Genomic DNA, 16,895 nt, shown 5'->3' with positions numbered 1-16,895 from the left:
AGGCCTGACATGAAACGGACGTGGGCCAACCTGCTCGGCAACCAGCTGGTCTGGCTGTGCGCGGTTGCGGGCGCGGGCCGGGGCTGGCAATGGCCGGCCCTGGTGGCGGCGTCGCTGTACATCGCCAGCCAGGTGCTGACCAGCCCCGTGCCACGCCTGGAACTGCGCCTGCTGCTGCTTGCCCTCGCCTGCGCCTGGCTGGTGGATGGCGTTGCCGCCGCCAGCGGCGCCGTGCGCTATGCCGCCGCGCCCCTGGGCTGGGCGCCACCGCCCTGGATCATGGCGCTGTGGGCGGCCTTCGCCATGACGTTGACGTGTTCAATGGCCTTCCTGCAACGCTATCGCCTGCTGCCGGTGGCCTTCGGCCTGCTGCTGGCTCCGCTGGCCTACCTCTCGGCGGCGCGCGGTTTCCAGGCGGTGCACTTTGCTGCACCCGCCTGGCACGGCGCGCTGCTGCTGGGGGTGGGCTGGAGCATCGCGCTGCCGCTGCTGTGCGCACTGGCACGGCGCGGCACCGGCAACACCGGCATGAATGCACACGGGAACGCTCACAAGGGAGCACGCGCATGAACCTGCTTGGCTGGGTGCTGCTCTACGCGGTGCTGGTGATGTGCTGGGGCTGGGCCTGGCAGCGCCGGCACCACAACATCGGCGTGGTCGACGTGCTGTGGGCCAAGGGCGTGGCGGCCGGCGCACTGCTGCTGGCGTGGCTGGGCGATGGCGCGCTGCAGCCGCGCATCGCACTGGCCGTGCTGGGTGGCCTGTGGGGCAGCCGGCTCGCCCTGCACCTCTGGCACCGCGTGCGCAGTGAAGACGAAGATGGCCGCTACCGCTACCTGCGCGGGCACTGGAACGGCCACCAGGGAAAGATCTTCGGGTTCTTCATGGCCCAGGCCCTGCTGGTGGTGCTGTTCGCGCTGCCCTTCCTGGCGGTTGCGCGCAACCCGTCCACCGGTCACGACGCGTGGATTGCGGCCGCCGTGGCGGTGTGGCTGCTCAGTGTCGGCGGCGAAGCACTGGCCGATCGCCAGCTCGCGCGCTTCCGCGCCAACCCGGCCAACAAGGGCCGCACCTGCCGGCAGGGGCTGTGGCGTTACTCGCGCCACCCGAACTACTTCTTCGAATGGCTGCACTGGTTTACCTACGTGCTGCTCGCGGTCGGCTCGCCGCTGTGGTGGCTGGCCTGGTCCGGCCCGGTGGTGATGTACCTGTTCCTGCGTTTCCTCAGCGGCGTGCCCTTCACCGAGAAGCAGGCCCTGCGCAGCCGCGGCGAGGACTACCGCGACTACCAACGCAGCACGTCGATGTTCTTCCCGTGGTTCCCCCGCACCTCCCCTTCCCAGGACCGCACGCCATGAACGCTGCCAGCACGCTGCACCCACCCGTCCAGATCGAAGGCGGCCTGACCGGCTGGGCCGAGCGCGGCTGGATCCCGGATGTCGCCCTGCGGGCCGGCATCCGCCGCCAGTGCGCGCAGCGCCTGCAGGAGGAAACCGAGGGCGGCCTTGCCGCGCAGTCCGTGCGCTTCCAGCGCCGCATTGCCGACCTCGCCGGCAGTCCGCTGGCCCTGCACGTCGATGCGGCCAACCGCCAGCATTACGAGGTGCCTGCCGCGTTCTTCCAGGCCTGCCTCGGCAAGCGCCTGAAGTACAGCAGCTGCTATTACCGCACCGGTCACGAAACCCTGGACCAGGCCGAAGACGAAATGCTGGAGCTGTACGCGCAGCGCGCCGGCCTGCGCGACGGGCAGGACATCCTCGAGCTGGGGTGTGGCTGGGGCTCGCTGACCCTGTGGATGGCCGAACGCTATCCCAATGCGCGCATCACCGCCGTTTCCAATTCGCACAGCCAGCGCGAGCACATCCTCGGCCAGTGCCAGGCGCGCGGCCTGCGCAACGTCGAGGTGCTCACCCGCGACGTCAACCTGCTGGAACTGCCGGCAGCGCGATTCGACCGCTGCGTGTCGGTGGAGATGTTCGAGCACGTGCGCAACTACCAGCAGCTGCTGCAGCGCATCGCCGGCTGGCTGCGCCCGGACGGGGCGCTGTTCGTGCACATCTTCGCCCACCGCACGCTGATGTATCCGTTCGAGACGGAAGGCGATGACAACTGGATGGGGCGGCACTTCTTCACCGGCGGCCTGATGCCGGCCGCCGACACCCTGCTGCACTTCCAGCAGCACCTGCAGCTTGACCAGCGCTGGCTGCTGGATGGCACCCATTACGAGCGTACGGCCAACCACTGGCTGGACAACCAGGACGCGGCGCGCGGATCGCTGATGCCCATCCTGCAGGCCACCTACGGCGAGGCCGCGGCGCGCATCTGGTGGCAGCGCTGGCGCATGTTCTGGATGGCGTGCGCCGAACTGTTCGGCTATGACGATGGCCAGCAATGGCTGGTCGCCCATTACCTGTTCCGCCCACGCTGAAGGAGATACGGACATGCGCATCCCCCCATTGTTCACGCTTCTGGCCGTGGCCCTGTTCGGTGCCGGCTGCAGCAGCCAGGACACCCGGCCGCTGCCACGTGCGGCATCGGTGGACGTGCCGCGCTTCATGGGTGACTGGTACGTGATCGCCCACATCCCGTCCTGGCCGGAGCGCGAAGCCTTTGATGCGGTGGAAAGCTACGCCCTGCAGCCCGACGGGCGCATCCGCACCACGTTCACCTACCGCAAGGGCAGCTTCGATGCGCCCCTGAAGAGTATGCATCCGGTTGGCCGGGTCGAGAAGGAGGGTGCCGGTGCGGTCTGGGGCATGCAGTTCGTCTGGCCCATCCAGGCCGAGTACATCATCGCCTGGCTGGACGAGGGCTATCAGCAGACCATCGTCGGCCGCAGCAAGCGCGATTACGTCTGGTACATGGCGCGCACGCCTCAAGTGTCGCCACAGGAGTACCAGGCCGCCGTCGAGCGCATCGCTGCCATGGGCTATGACACCTCGAAGCTTAGGAAGGTTCCGCAGTCCGTGCGTTGATCCCGCCACATGAATGGGCCTCTCCGGTACCGCTAGCGAGGCACCGCCCCGCTCCTCTATAGTCAGCCGAGCACGACAGGCACGGTGCCTGTCCGGTAACCACAGGGAGCAGGTCATGGGTCTGGTACAGGCGGTCAAGGGTGCAGTGGGCGGTGTTCTGGCCGACCAGTGGAAGGACTTCTACACCGTGCCGACGGGCCTGCCGTCGACGGCGGCGCTGTTCGCGGCCGTGCCGAACGGCACCAACGCCGGGCGCGGCTCCAACACCAGCGGCTCGTCCAACATCATCAGCAACGGCTCGAAGATCATCGTGCCCGAAGGCTACGGCCTGCTGCTGTTCCAGGACGGTGCTATCACCGCCTTCGTGGCCGAAGCCGGTGGTTACGAATGGCGTTCGGACGACCTCAATTCGCAGTCGATCTTCGCCGGCGATGGCCTGGTCAGCACCTTCATCAAGCAGAGCTGGGAACGCTTCAAGTTCGGTGGCCAGCCGGGCTCGCAGCAGGCCGCGTTCTTCGTCTCGCTGAAGGAACTGCCGGACAACCGCTTCGGCACCCAGTCGGAAATCTACTGGGACGATGGCTTCCTCAACACCCAGGTCGGCGCAGTCACCCGTGGCTCGTACACGCTGAAGATCGTCGACCCGATCCTGTTCGTGAAGAACTTCGTGCCGGCCACCTACCTGCGTCCGGGCCAGGTGTTCGACTTCACCGACATGGACAATGCCGCTGCGACCCAGCTGTTCAACGAAGTGGTGGGTTCGCTGGCACCGGCGTTCAGCCTGTACACGAACGACCCGGCCAAGGGCAACCGCATCACCAAGCTGCAGCAGGATTCGATCGGCTTCGCCCACAGCCTGTCGGCCGCGGTCGAGCAGGCCTACCAGTGGCAGTCCGACCGTGGCCTGGCCATCGTCAAGACCGCCATCATTTCGATCGAGTACGACGCCAACACCCGTGAACTGCTGAAGACCGTGCAGCGCGCCGACGCGCTGTCCGGTTCGCGCGGCAATTCCAACCTGCAGGCCAGCGTCGCCCAGGGCATCCAGTCGGCCGGCGAGAACGGCGGCGCGGCAGGCCTGGTAGGTGTCGGCATGGCGTCGGGCATGTTCGGCGCGGGCAACCTGCAGCAGCCGGCGGCACCGGCGGCCGATGATCCGGTGGCCAAGCTGAAGAAGGCCAAGGAAATGCTGGACCTGGGCCTGATCACGCAGGACGACTACGACGCGCTGAAGACCAAGGCGCTGGGCCTGTAAGACGCCGGGCGCGCAGACACCATGTCCGATCCCAGAAACGGCCCTCCGCCGCTGCCCCAGGCCGATCCCGCTTCGCCCCCGCCGCTGCCGGCGGCGAAGCTGGACGGTCCGGGTTCGCCGCAGGACGTCCCGCCCCTGCCCGGCAGCTTCCCGCTGGATACCAGCACGCTGCCGCAGGCCATCCGTGATGACGTCGAGGCCCCCGATCCGCTGGCCATCGACACCTCCGCCAGCGAACTGAAGGACGGCCTGAACCGCTGCCCGAAGTGCGGCGCCACCGACATCCGCCCCAAACTTGGCACCGATATCCTGGTCTGCCTCTACTGCCGCCACGAGTGGCACGGTGCGCGGGTGGAGGAGGAATTCGGGCTGGGTGAAGCGCTGGACCAGCTGCAGGGCACCGTCATCGCCTCCGGCGCACGCAACATCGACGCCGACACCTCTGCGTTGATGACCTTCAAGTGCAGCGGCTGCGGCGCCGAGGTCACCGTCAACACCGAGAGCACGATGACCGCACGCTGCCACTGGTGCCGCCATGTGTTCGGCGTGAACGAGCAGATCAGCAACGGTGCCGTGCCCGATGCCGTGTTGCCCTTCCACATCAAGAAGGACGACGCCGTCGCGCGGATCCGCCAGTTCGTCGACAAGCGGCGGATGTTCGCGCTGAAGGCGTTCAAGGACCAGTTCACCCCGGAAAACGTGGTGGGCGTGTACCTGCCCTACATGATCGTGGACAGCAACGTCAGCGCGGCCGTGGCCGGAAAGGGCGAGATCAAGACCCGCGAATACACCCGCGGTACCGAGAAGAACAAGCAGACCTACTACGACGCGGACATCTACCAGGTCGAGCGCCAGGTCGATTTCACCGTCGACGACCTGCCGCTGGAATCGTCGGCCGAGCGCGGCAACCTCGACACGCAGACCAACACCAACAACATCATCAACACCATCCTGCCGTTCGACACCAAGAACGCGGTCAAATGGAACGCGTCCTACCTGGCGGGCTTCACCTCGGAGAAGCGCAACCTGGATGTGGAGAAGCTGCGCCCGCGGCTGGAGGACCAGCTGCTGTCGATCGCCCGTGCCGAGGTCCAGGCCAGCGTGCGCCGCTACGACCGCGGCGTGCGCTGGGAACAGGAACAGCTGGACGTGCATGGCACCCGCTGGGTGTCGATGTACCTGCCGGTATGGCTGTATTCCTACCACCAGCCCGGCGCCAACGGCGGCATGCTGCACTACATCGCGGTGAACGGCCGTACCGGCGAAACCATGGGCAGCGTGCCGGTGCAGCAGTGGAAGATGCTGCTGGCCGCCCTGGCCACCGGCACGGTCATCGAAGCCCTCGCAATTGCCTTCCTGGTGGCGACAACATGAGTGACGACAGTGGTCTCTGGTTGCTGGCGGCCGGCCCGGCCGGTGCTACGGCGCTGTATTGGGCGCTGTACCGCTATTACCGCAACACCGACAAATCGCATTCGTTCGAACGCGAAACCGCGATCGACGCCAAGCCGGTCACCGGCTCGGACCGCCGCGTGGATTCGATCACCGGCACGCAGGAACGGCGCGTGCGCGGTGACAACGTCTACGAGTACCGCAAACGGGTGATGCGGGTGAAGCCCTCAGAAGATTGAGCGTCCGCTATAGGGGCTGTATGTGCAGTTTCCCTTATACAGACAGTCAAACCATACAAAAGGCACCCCATTGAATCGGGCCGACCCGCAGCAAGCTGAAGATATCAAATGATCCGATCGATTCGCGCGATGAACGCAGATGTGCTCTTGGCTGACAACGAGCCGGATTGCTTGAGTTCCACACTCTTCAAAGCGAGTGCCATCAAGCTGCTGGTGGGACCCAATGGCTCCGGAAAGACCGAGACACTACGCGCCATCGCCAACGCGGTCGTTTCAGAAGATGGTGAAGCCGCATTGAGCGACGCACCTCTTGCCGACTACCATGCGATCTATTTCAGCCCGAGTCACTTCGGCGCGGCCCAGATCGCCGGCACCGATAGACTTGATGTTTTGGACAACAGCAGGCGCCCCGCCCGCCTAAATCCAAGATCAAAAATCCTGACGATGCTCAAGGATTCATTTGGGTTCAGCAACAGCCTTCACGTAAAACTGAAGTTTTCATCCAGATCAAACGGTTTTAGCGGACTGACGCTCATCGTAAGCGCTCTACGCAAGCTATCACGGAGCACAGACCCAAGCCAGATAGACCAGCCCGTACGGACGCTTGTCGACAAGATCCGCAGGCACGACGATGAGGCCGTGGCGAATCGCTCACAGTGGACCGCCAGTGGCGTCAGCGCGAACAGTTGGCTGGAATCCGATGCGTGGAGACAGCTACGCGCTAATGGCTTGGAGTTGAGGCGGGACGTCGAGGAGCTCGTGAGGTCGCGCGCAGGAGATGCTTACCCACTGCTGCTGCGAGCACTCGCCCAAACGATCAAGCATGTCAAGCGGGATCGCGCAGACGCAACCCTACACCTGATGGGCGAATTTGGAATTCCGATATCGACCAAGTCTCGCCCAACAGCAATGAAGCTATTCAAGAAGTCAAAAGCACAGCTTGAGATTTTGGCGGACAGGGTTCGCGACCCCGCGCTCGCCCAAGACTCCTACCAGATCAACCATGGAAGCATTGATGACGGTGAAGTCAGCGACGTTGCGGATATAGACTATCTACATTCGAGCTCTGGCCTCGCTGCGCTGATAAATCAGATATCTCAAATCAACTCTGCTGTAGAGAGGGCGAGGCGCACGGGTCATCGTCGACTCATTGTTCTCATTGATGAGGGGGATAGCTTTCTCCATATCGAGTGGCAGCGACGATATGTAAAATTCATCGATGACTACGTTGGCACAGTGATCGATGGATTTGAATCAATCCAGGTCATAATTGCAACACATTCACCGATTTTGATGTCTGACTTTCCACGAGATCTCATTCATCGTTTTCCGTCAGATCCGGCATCTCTCCAGTTACAGGGGGCCACGGAGCAGGAGGAAATTCACTCCTTCGCAGCGCCGCTGGAAGCAATCGTCAGAACGGCAGCAGGAACAGGGACTATTGGGGCCCTTGCAGCGGCGTGCATCGACGAACTCTTTGAGAAAATTGACCGCGCACAAAGCATACCGGAATGGCGAATCCGCATGATTGACGATCCTATACTTCGCTCTTTTTTTGAAAGATACGTGAGCAGATAAAGCAATTCATGATCATTTCAATGCACAGGGCATGGGATGCCGCCAAGACCCAGCACCTCGCGTACTTCATGACTCTTGTCTCAGGTGTTTCCACAGTCGGAACCGTGGGTGGTCGCAAGCTCTTTCTGGAGATGCTGAAGGACAGGGCGGAGCAAATCGCTGTCGGCTCTCCCAGCGCCTTGCAGGCGATTATCAACGAGGTGGATTGCAAACTTGGCATCGGAAAATCCTTCAGTCGAAGCAGTCTTCAAAAAACGCTCGCCGCTGCAAAGAAGAAGGACGACGGCGCCTCCCTCAAGGGAGAAGAGCGCACCGCATGGGATTTCTTGAAAACGGCACGGGATGTACTTAGTTACAGCTCATTTTCAAAGAAAGGCAACGTCCCTTGGAACGCCTACGCTCTCTGCGGAAAATTCCCCTATCGACTCTGCCCATACTGCCAGCAGGCGTTTGCATTCACCCTCCAGGAAAGCAAGGATGGCAGCGGCTTCCGCCCACCGCTGGACCATTTTTACGCAAAAGCAATCTACCCCTACCTTGGACTGTCTCTTTACAACCTGGTTCCGAGCTGCCAGACCTGCAACAGTTCACTAAAAGGTAACATTGACTTTCATGAGGACAAACACCTAAACCCATTTGAAGACGCCGAAGAAATCAAGTTCGAAGTTAATGCAAGAACCCATCACGCGCGGAAGAAGGATGGCCGTGGCCTCATTGCAGTGCAGGTCGCGCCAGTAATGAGCCCGGAGGCGAACCGTTCATGCGAGACATTCAGGCTCAAGGAGCGCTACGACTTCAACGATTACGAAATCACTCGATGGGTTGACGCCTTACAGCAACTAAGCTCCAAGGATTTTTCGGAGTTCATTGCAAAGTATGGCGCCTCGAGAGATGCCTGGGAAGCAGCGCTGCTCCAGTTCAATCCAGCTGACTATCACAACGAGATGCTGGGAAGAATCAAGCTTGACATTATGAATTCCTACAAAGGCGCAGGAGGGAAGTGGCCATAGGATATGTAAGCTCATCAACTTCCTGCATCCAAACCGGCACCACGCGGCCATGACGCGCTGTTGATCTAGACTGGCGGCCCTTGATCTGCCTGCCGCTGACTGCGGCAGGCAGTGTCCCGTCGCTCGAGATCGTCCGTGAACCAGCCTCCCGCTTCCTTGCCCCAAGCCGCCCATGCCACCGAGAGCGTGAACATGGCGCTGGCTGCAGGCGCCATCGTCGGCACTTGGTTCTGGGATGTTCCGCGCGACCAGCTGACCGTGGACGAAGCGCTGGCGCGTGCGTTCGGCCTGGACCCGGCGCTGGCCCAGCGCAAGCTGCAGCTGCACGACGTGCTGGGTGCGGTCCATCCCGATGACCTGCCCGGCCTCGTGGCCGCCATCGAGCACGCGGTGCGCCACGGTGGCCGCTTCGCCCACCAGTACCGCACGCAGGGGCCCGATGGCCGATACCACTGGCTGGAAAGCATCGGCCGCGTCGATCTGGACGAGCACGGGCGGGCGAAAAGCTTTCCCGGCGTCCTGATCGATATCGATGAGCGCCTGCGGGTGCAGGCCGAGCGCGACCAGGCCCAGGCCCTGCTGCGTTCCTTCGTGGAGGCCGCGCCAGGCGTGATGTACGCCAAGGACCGCCAGGGCCGCCTGCTGATCGGCAACAGCGGCACCACTGAACTGATCGGGCGTACCCCAGCGGAGTATGTCGGGCGCACCGATGCCGAGCTGCTGGCCGACCCGGCGCAGGCCGCGGCGGTCATGGCGACCGACGAGCGCGTGATGGCCAGTGGCCGCAGCGAGCAGCTGGAGGAAGAAGTCAGCTTTCCAGACGGGCGCCGCGCGTGGTGGCTGTCCACCAAGGCGCCGCTGCGCAACGGCAATGGCGAGGTCATCGGCCTGGTCGGCACCTCGCTGGACATCACCGACCGCAAGTCCGCCGAGGCCGACCGCCTCGACCTCGAGGAACGCTACCGCCTGGCGGCACAGGCCACCAACGATGCGGTGTGGGACTGGCGCATGGTCGACGGCCACGTGGTCTGGAACGAAGCACTGTCCAGCCTGTTCGGGCACCCGGTGATGGCGACCAGCGCGCAGTGGTGGCTGGACCACATCCACCCCGAAGACCGCGATCGCATCGACCGCAACATCCATGCCGTCATCGACGGCGATGGCACGACCTGGAACGGCGAATACCGCTTCCGCCGCGCCGACGGCAGCTATGCCGCCGTGCTCGACCGTGGCGCGGTGCTGCGCGATGCCGATGGGCGGCCGCTGCGGATGATCGGTGCCATGCTCGACCTGTCCGGGCGCAAGGCCGCCGAAGCGGCACTGGCCGAAGGCGAGGAACGCCTGCGCCTTGCCACCGAAGCGGGCGAACTGGGCCTCTGGGATCTCGACCTGGTGCAGAACATCCTGCTCTGGCCCGCGCGCACGAAGGCGATGTTCGGCATTTCCTCCGATGCGGAGGTGACCTTCGATGACTTCCGCACCGGGCTGCACCCCGATGACCGTGCGGCAACGCTGGCGGCGCTCGAGGCCTCCGCTGATCCACAGCGGCGCGCCAGCTACGACGTGGAGTACCGCACGGTCGGCAAGGAAGATGGGATCGTGCGCTGGGTCGCGGCCAAGGGCCGGGGCATCTTCGAGGCCGGGCGCTGCGTGCGCATGCTGGGCGTGGCCATCGACATCACCGCGCGCAAGGCCGCCGACGCGCGCCTGCGCGAGCTCAACGAGCAGCTCGAAGCGCGGGTGCGTGCCGAAGTGGCCGAGCGCATGCGGGTTGAAGACGCGCTGCGGCAGAGCCGCAAGATGGAAGCCGTCGGCCAGCTCAGCGGCGGCATCGCGCATGATTTCAACAACATGCTGGCCACGGTGATCGGCCCGCTGGACCTGCTGGCCCTGCGCATCGGCGACAGCGATGCCCGCGCAGTGCGCTACATCGAAATGGCCCTGGATGGCGCCCAGCGCGCCGCCCAGCTGACCCAGCGGCTGCTCGCCTTCTCCCGGCAGCAGCCGCTGCAGCCGGTTGCCCTGGACGTGAATCACCTGGTGGCCGGCATGACCGACCTGCTGGTCCACTCGCTCGGCAGCAGCGTCATCCTGGAAACCGTGCTGGGCGGCGGCCAGTGGTGGACGCACGCCGATGCCAACCAGCTTGAGAACGTCATCCTCAACCTGGCCGTGAACGCGCGTGATGCCATGCCGGGCGGCGGCCGCCTGCAGCTGCAGACCAGCAACTGCCAGATCGACCTGGCAGCCGTGGCCGAGCACGGTGGCATTCCCACTGGCGACTATGTGCGCATCGCGGTGACCGACACCGGCAGTGGCATGCCGGCGGACGTGATGGCGCGCGCGTTCGATCCGTTCTTCACCACCAAGCCCGTCGGCCAAGGTACCGGCCTGGGGCTGTCGCAGGTCTACGGCTTCGTGCAGCAGTCCAACGGCCACGTCCGCCTGCAGTCCACGCCGGGCGCGGGCACCACCGTGGTCATCTACCTGCCGCGCCTGCTGGCCGAAGTGGACGCACTGCCACCGGCCGCAACCGTTGCAGCCCCGCTGTCGGGCGGTGGCGCGGAGCAGATCCTGGTCGTGGACGACGACGCGGCGGTGCGCGCGTTCTCGGTCGATGCGCTGTCCGAACTGGGCTACCAGGTGCTGTCGGCCGATGGCGCCACCAGTGCCCTGCCCCTGCTGCAGGCGCATCCCAACATCGCCCTGCTGTTCACCGACGTGGTGATGCCCGGGGTCAACGGGCGGCAGCTGGCCGACCAGGCACTGGCGCGGCATCCGCACCTGAAGGTGCTGTTCGCCACCGGCAACAGCCGCAATGCGCTCGTTGACGATGGCGTGCTCGACGCGAACGTGCAGTTGATCGGCAAGCCCTTCACCATCGGTGAACTGGCCACGCGGGTGCGCGCGGTGCTGTCATCATCGGACCATCCGGCATCACAGCAAGCAAGATGAACGGGTAACAGGGCGAAGCTTCACCACCTGCCTACCGCAGCACAGCCATGCTGACACGCAATCCCGTCAGCCGACTGCAGCCAGCGGAGTCACGATGAATCCCCCTTCCAAGCTTCCGCTCACGCGGCGCGACATGCTCAAGCTCAGTGCGGGCTCGGCCACGACCATGGCCATGCCGGCCGCTGTTGCTGCCGCCGCCGAGCCCGATCGTTCCGCGGCACGTGCCCCGGTCACCTCGCAGGTAACGTTCAAGGTGAACGGTGCGAACCGATCACTGCTGCTCGATACCCGCGTCACCCTGCTGGATGCGCTGCGTGAGCACCTGCAGCTGACGGGCACGAAGAAAGGCTGCGACCACGGGCAGTGCGGTGCTTGCACGGTGCTGGTGGACGGCCGCCGCATCAATGCATGCCTGACTCTGGCCGTGATGCATGAGGGCGCCAGCATCACCACCATCGAGGGCATGGGATCACCCGGCAACCTCAGCGACATGCAGGCCGCCTTCGTCAAGCATGATGGGTTCCAGTGCGGGTACTGCACGCCGGGCCAGATCTGCTCGGCCGTTGCGGTGCTGGACGAAATCGAGCGCGGTGTCCCCAGCCACGTCACTGCACGCCTGGACGAGCCTGCGGCACTGACACCTGAAGAGATCCGCGAGCGGATGAGCGGCAATATCTGCCGCTGCGGCGCGTACTCCAACATCATCGACGCGATCCAGGATGCGGCAGGGAAGCGATCATGAGGGCCTTCACCTATGAACGGCCCACCAGCGCTGCCGACGCCATTGCCGCCGCCGCGCGCGCACCGGGCGCACGATTCATCGCAGGGGGCACCAACCTGCTCGACCTGATGAAGCTGGAGGTGGAAACACCGACGCATCTGATCGATGTGAACGGGCTGGGCATGGACGGCATCGAAGCGACGGCGGATGGCGGCCTTAGGATCGGTGCACTCGTGCGCAATACCGACCTGGCCGCAGACGCACGCGTCCGCCGCGATTACGCGTTGCTGACCCGGGCGCTGGTGTCGGGTGCCTCGGGGCAGCTGCGCAACAAGGCAACCACGGCAGGCAATCTGCTGCAGCGCACGCGCTGCCCCTACTTCTATGATACGGCCCAGGCCTGCAACAAGCGCCTGCCGGGCAGCGGCTGTGCCGCAGTGGAAGGCGCAAGCCGGCAGCTGGCGATCATCGGTGGCAGCGCAGACTGCATCGCCACGCATCCCAGCGACATGGCCGTGGCGATGATGGCATTGGGCGCGTCGGTGGAAACACTGCGTGCCGACGGCACCCGTCGGCTCATTGCGCTGGATGCCCTGTACCGCCCACCGGGAGCAACGCCGCACCTGGAGACAACGCTGCTGCGAGGCGAGCTGATCCAGGCGGTGATCCTGCCACCCCCGGCGGGTGGCACCCATGTCTATCGGAAAGTGCGTGACCGCGCCTCCTACGCGTTCGCGCTTGTTTCGGTTGCTGCCATCGTGCAGGCCGATGGCAGCGGACGGGTCGCGCTGGGCGGCGTGGCCTACAAGCCATGGCGCAGCGACGCCGCCGACGCCGCACTGCCGCAGGGAGCCTCGGCCGTCATGTCGTCGCTGTTGCTGGGTGCGGCACCGACCGGCCAGAACCACTTCAAGGCGGTACTGGCAGAACGCACGCTGGCATCCATCCTGCAGGACCTGAGGGCGCGCGCATGAAGTTCAATACGCCTGCTGGCACCAATCCCATCGATGCGAAGAAGATCGTCGGGCAACCGCACCCGCGCATCGACGGTCCATTGAAGGTCTCCGGAAAGGCGACCTACGCTTACGAATGGCATGACGCACTGCCCGAAACGCCGGCCTACGGTGTGGTGGTCGGTGCAGGAATCGCCGCCGGAGCCGTCGCGTCGCTGGACCTCGAGCCCGCCCACCGCTCGCCGGGCGTGCTGGCCATCGTCACCGCCGACAATGCCGGGCCGCTGCAGCGCGTGAAGCGCAACGCCGCGCCGCTGCTTGGCGGCCCAACGATCAGCCACTACCACCAGGCGCTGGCGGTGGTGGTTGCCGAGACCTTCGAGCAGGCACGCGCGGCGGCCGCCAAAGTCCGCGTGCGCTACGCACCGCGGCACGGTTCATTCGACCTGGCTGCGGCCCGCAAGGATGAGTCGTCATTGAAGACTCCCGAGCCCGATGCCCGGGTAGGCGACTTCGAAAAGGCGTTCCAGCAGGCCGACATCACCCTGGATGCGACGTATCACACCCCTGACCAGTCACACGCCATGATGGAGCCGCATGCAACGCTGGCGGCGTGGGACGGTGACCACCTGACCGTGTGGACGTCCAACCAGATGATCGACTGGGGCCGTACGGACCTGGCCAGGACCTTGGGCATCCCCAAGGACAACGTCCGCCTGGTATCGCCGTACATCGGCGGAGGCTTTGGCGGAAAGCTGTTCCTGCGCTCCGATGCCCTGCTCGCGGCGCTCGCGGCACGCGCGGCGAAGCGTCCGGTCAAGGTGGCGCTGCAACGCCCGCTGGTCGCCAACAACACCACCCATCGCCCGGCCACCATCCAGCGCATCCGGCTGGGCGCGTCCCCGAACGGAACGTTGACCGCCATCGGACACGAATCGTGGTCAGGCAACCTGGCGGGGGGCTCGCCCGAGGAAGCCGTGCAGCAGACCCGCTTCCTGTACGCCGGCGCGCACCGGCTGGCCGCCATGCGATTGGCCGCACTGGATCTGCCCGAAGGCAACGCGATGCGCGCGCCCGGCGAGACGCCCGGACTGATGGCCCTGGAAATCGCCATGGATGAGATGGCAGAGAAGGTCGGGCTGGATCCGATCGAGTTCCGCATCCGCAACGACACCCAGGTCGACCCCAGCGATCCGTCACGGCCATTTTCGCAGCGCCAGCTGGTGCAGTGCCTGCAATCCGGTGCCTCACGCTTCGGCTGGGAGCGTCGCAACGCTGCCCCTGCCAGCAGCCGCGATGGACGCTGGCTGGTCGGCATGGGTGTGGCGGCCGGCTTCCGCAACAACCTGGTGATGAAGTCCGGCGCGCGCGTGCGCCTGTCCACTGATGGCCGCGTGACCGTCGAGACCGACATGACCGATATCGGTACAGGCAGTTACACCATCATCGGCCAGACCGCCGCCGAAATGCTGGGCGTGCCCCTGGACCAGGTCACGGTGAAGCTGGGCGACTCGCGCTTTCCGGTTGCCGCCGGCTCTGGCGGCCAATGGGGTGCGAACAGTTCTACTGCCGGTGTCTACGCGGCCTGCATGGCATTGCGGACCAAGGTTGCCAGCGCGCTGGAAATGGATCCGTCCGTGGCACGGTTCGAGGATGGTCACGTCATCGATGGGCGACGACGGGCTGCCTTGACGGAGGCGACCCGCAGCGGCGAACTGGTTGCCGAGGACAGCATCGAATTTGACACCCTGCAGGAGAAATTCCAGCAATCCACCTTCGCTGCGCATTTCGTCGAGGTCGGCGTTGATGTCGCGACGGGCGAAACGCGCATCCGGCGGATGCTGGCCGTCTGCGCTGCAGGACGCATCCTGAATCCCACGACGGCACGCAGCCAGGTCATCGGCGCGATGACGATGGGCATCGGCGCTGCGCTGTCGGAGGAACTGATCGTCGACCCGCGCCTGGGCTTCTTCGTCAACCATGACCTTGCAGGCTACGAGGTTCCCGTGCATGCCGATGTGCCGCACCAGGAGGTCGTGTTCCTGGACGAGGCAGATGCGGTGTCATCCCCGATGAAAGCCAAGGGCGTCGGCGAGCTGGGTCTGTGTGGTGTCAGTGCCGCCATCGCCAACGCCGTCTACAACGCAACCGGTGTAAGGGTCAGGAACTACCCACTGACGCTGGACAAGCTGCTGGCAGGCCTGCCGGACCTCGCATGACAACGGCGCTTTTTCCCGCACCCCTGGACCTTGAAACGGGCAATGCACGGCCCGTGCTGCGTGCTGCTGCCGATGCCGCACGCATACGCTCTCCGGCGGTGCTGGCCATCGTGGTGCAGACCGAGGGCTCGACCTACAGCCGTGCGGGGACCTGCGTGTTGTTTGCCGACGATAAACAGATCGGCTGGCTCAGTGGCGGCTGCCTCGAGCCGGAACTCGCACGTGCGGCCTGCAGGGTTGCAGCGGAAGGACGCGTCACCTGGGTGAAGATTGATACCCGCGATGATGGGGCGCTGTTCTCCGGCAACGCCGTGGGCTGTCGCGGCTGCCAGTGGATCGCACTGCTGCCGTTGCACCGGTTGCCCGGCCTGGCAGGCTGCCTGGATGTCTGGCTGCAGGGCCGTGACAGCCTGCACCTGTCCCTGGCAACCGCGGGTCGTATCGACGGTCGCTGTGCTGGATCTTCGTTCAGCATCCAACTGCCGGTGCTCGAGAGCGACGAGGCCATCGACACCCGCGCATGGCGCCTGCAGTGGCACCGGCCACCGCTGGTACAGCTGCATGGCGCCGGACCTGAGGCCGCGACGCTGGTGCCAATGCTGGAAGACCAGGGCTGGCTGATACAGATCGTGGAGCCCCGCAGTGCGTGGCAGGCGCGCCTGCCATCGCTGCAGCAGAAGAACGAGGCACAAGCAGATCACCCGGTGGATGCAGCGCTGGTCATGCACCACAACTTCGAGCTGGACCTGGATGCGTTGCGATTGCTTTCCCGATCAAGAATCCCTTTCATCGGATTGCTGGGCCCTCACCAGCGCAGGGAGGATCTGTTCAAGGTGCTGGACGCAGATACGCGCGCCGCACTGCACTCCCGTCTGCGCTCACCCATCGGCCTGGCACTGGGCGGACGGGGGCCTGAAGCAATCGCCCTGAGCATCACCGCCCAGCTGCAGGCATGGCGTCATGGCAGCGCACTGGGTAATACGTGAGCGGCCATGCGGCCGTGGTGCTCGCCGCCGGGCTGAGCAGTCGCCTGGGCCGGCCCAAGCAGTGGTTGCAGGTCGATGGCGAATCATTGCTGCGGCGTGCGGCGCGGCTGGCCTCTGAAACCAATCCGGATGTCCTGATCGTCGTGACGCCGCAGGGCTCCGCTTTCGGTTCGGAACTGCGCGGACTGCGCGCCGTCCAGGTGGAGAATCCCTTGCCCGCGCTGGGCATCGGCAGCAGTCTCCGGCTGGCAGCGCCGCACCTCGGCACCGCCCGCCACGTGCTGGTCCTGGTCTGTGACCAGCCCCGCCTCCATGCAGCACATCTTCGCGCCCTGCTCGCGGCTGCGGCCAGCACGCCGTGCCACTGCGCTGCCACGCTGGAAGGCGGCGTGCCGGGCTCGCCGGCTGTTGTCCCGGCCGCATGGTTCAGGGGCCTGCCGGAAAGCGGTGGTGACCGCGGTTTCGGTCGCCGCCTGCGGCAGACCCCGGGCGTCGCCCTCTGCATCAGCGACGCGTCCCTCCGTGACATCGACGACGCGGACGATCTGCGCGCCGCGCTCGCCGCAGGATGGATCGACACGCCGCCGCAATGACGACCGGTAGCGCCGGGCC

General features: G+C 65.2%; 15 protein-coding genes. All 15 read left to right on the top strand.

Annotated features, from left to right (window positions below; genetic code table 11):
* The first annotated feature begins 9 nt into the window (after positions 1–9).
* The 15 genes from C1926_RS15875 (at position 10) to C1926_RS15805 (ending at position 16,876) form a co-directional block, all read left to right on the top strand.
* Positions 10–570 carry a DUF2878 domain-containing protein gene (locus tag C1926_RS15875; protein ID WP_108759863.1) on the top strand — a complete coding sequence of 187 codons (561 nt, stop codon included), beginning with the start codon at positions 10–12 and terminating at the stop codon, positions 568–570.
* Complete coding sequence (locus C1926_RS15870; RefSeq protein ID WP_108759862.1) at positions 567–1,358, top strand: DUF1295 domain-containing protein; 792 nt, start codon at positions 567–569, stop codon at positions 1,356–1,358. Before C1926_RS15875 ends, C1926_RS15870 begins: the two co-directional genes overlap by 4 nt.
* Positions 1,355–2,428: a class I SAM-dependent methyltransferase gene (locus C1926_RS15865; protein ID WP_108759861.1), complete on the top strand. Its 1,074-nt coding sequence runs from the start codon at positions 1,355–1,357 to the stop codon at positions 2,426–2,428. The genes C1926_RS15870 and C1926_RS15865 overlap by 4 nt, the downstream gene beginning before the upstream one ends.
* 13 nt (positions 2,429–2,441) lie before the next feature.
* Entirely contained in the window at positions 2,442–2,975 is a 534-nt protein-coding gene (locus tag C1926_RS15860) for a lipocalin family protein (RefSeq protein ID WP_108759860.1), read from the top strand.
* Positions 2,976–3,090: 115 nt separating this feature from the next.
* Complete coding sequence (locus tag C1926_RS15855; protein WP_108759859.1) at positions 3,091–4,230, top strand: SPFH domain-containing protein; 1,140 nt, start codon at positions 3,091–3,093, stop codon at positions 4,228–4,230.
* Positions 4,231–4,251: 21 nt separating this feature from the next.
* Positions 4,252–5,604, top strand: coding sequence for a hypothetical protein (locus C1926_RS15850; RefSeq protein WP_108759858.1), 1,353 nt, complete (start codon positions 4,252–4,254; stop codon positions 5,602–5,604).
* Entirely contained in the window at positions 5,601–5,861 is a 261-nt protein-coding gene (locus C1926_RS15845; protein WP_108759857.1) for a hypothetical protein, read from the top strand. The genes C1926_RS15850 and C1926_RS15845 overlap by 4 nt, the downstream gene beginning before the upstream one ends.
* Positions 5,862–5,990: 129 nt before the next feature.
* Positions 5,991–7,439 carry an AAA family ATPase gene (locus C1926_RS15840; RefSeq protein ID WP_159095128.1) on the top strand — a complete coding sequence of 483 codons (1,449 nt, stop codon included), beginning with the start codon at positions 5,991–5,993 and terminating at the stop codon, positions 7,437–7,439.
* A gap of 8 nt (positions 7,440–7,447) precedes the next feature.
* Positions 7,448–8,449 carry a hypothetical protein gene (locus C1926_RS15835; protein WP_159095127.1) on the top strand — a complete coding sequence of 334 codons (1,002 nt, stop codon included), beginning with the start codon at positions 7,448–7,450 and terminating at the stop codon, positions 8,447–8,449.
* A gap of 192 nt (positions 8,450–8,641) precedes the next feature.
* On the top strand, positions 8,642–11,404 hold the full coding sequence (locus C1926_RS15830; RefSeq protein WP_108760732.1) for a PAS domain-containing sensor histidine kinase: 2,763 nt from the start codon (positions 8,642–8,644) through the stop codon (positions 11,402–11,404).
* Positions 11,405–11,498: 94 nt separating this feature from the next.
* Positions 11,499–12,146 carry an aldehyde dehydrogenase iron-sulfur subunit PaoA gene (gene paoA, locus C1926_RS15825; protein WP_108759854.1) on the top strand — a complete coding sequence of 216 codons (648 nt, stop codon included), beginning with the start codon at positions 11,499–11,501 and terminating at the stop codon, positions 12,144–12,146.
* Entirely contained in the window at positions 12,143–13,099 is a 957-nt protein-coding gene (locus C1926_RS15820) for a xanthine dehydrogenase family protein subunit M (RefSeq protein ID WP_108759853.1), read from the top strand. The genes paoA and C1926_RS15820 overlap by 4 nt, the downstream gene beginning before the upstream one ends.
* Complete coding sequence (paoC, locus tag C1926_RS15815) at positions 13,096–15,297, top strand: aldehyde oxidoreductase molybdenum-binding subunit PaoC (RefSeq protein ID WP_108759852.1); 2,202 nt, start codon at positions 13,096–13,098, stop codon at positions 15,295–15,297. Before C1926_RS15820 ends, paoC begins: the two co-directional genes overlap by 4 nt.
* On the top strand, positions 15,294–16,283 hold the full coding sequence (locus C1926_RS15810; protein ID WP_108759851.1) for an XdhC/CoxI family protein: 990 nt from the start codon (positions 15,294–15,296) through the stop codon (positions 16,281–16,283). The genes paoC and C1926_RS15810 overlap by 4 nt, the downstream gene beginning before the upstream one ends.
* Positions 16,280–16,876: an NTP transferase domain-containing protein gene (locus C1926_RS15805; protein ID WP_108759850.1), complete on the top strand. Its 597-nt coding sequence runs from the start codon at positions 16,280–16,282 to the stop codon at positions 16,874–16,876. The genes C1926_RS15810 and C1926_RS15805 overlap by 4 nt, the downstream gene beginning before the upstream one ends.
* The last annotated feature ends 19 nt before the right edge of the window (positions 16,877–16,895 follow it).

The sequence above is a fragment of the Stenotrophomonas sp. ZAC14A_NAIMI4_1 genome (genome assembly GCF_003086915.1).
Taxonomy (GTDB): Bacteria; Pseudomonadota; Gammaproteobacteria; order Xanthomonadales; family Xanthomonadaceae; genus Stenotrophomonas.
The sequence above is the reverse complement of the archived record's forward strand: the minus strand, read 5'-3'. Positions and strand labels throughout refer to the sequence as shown.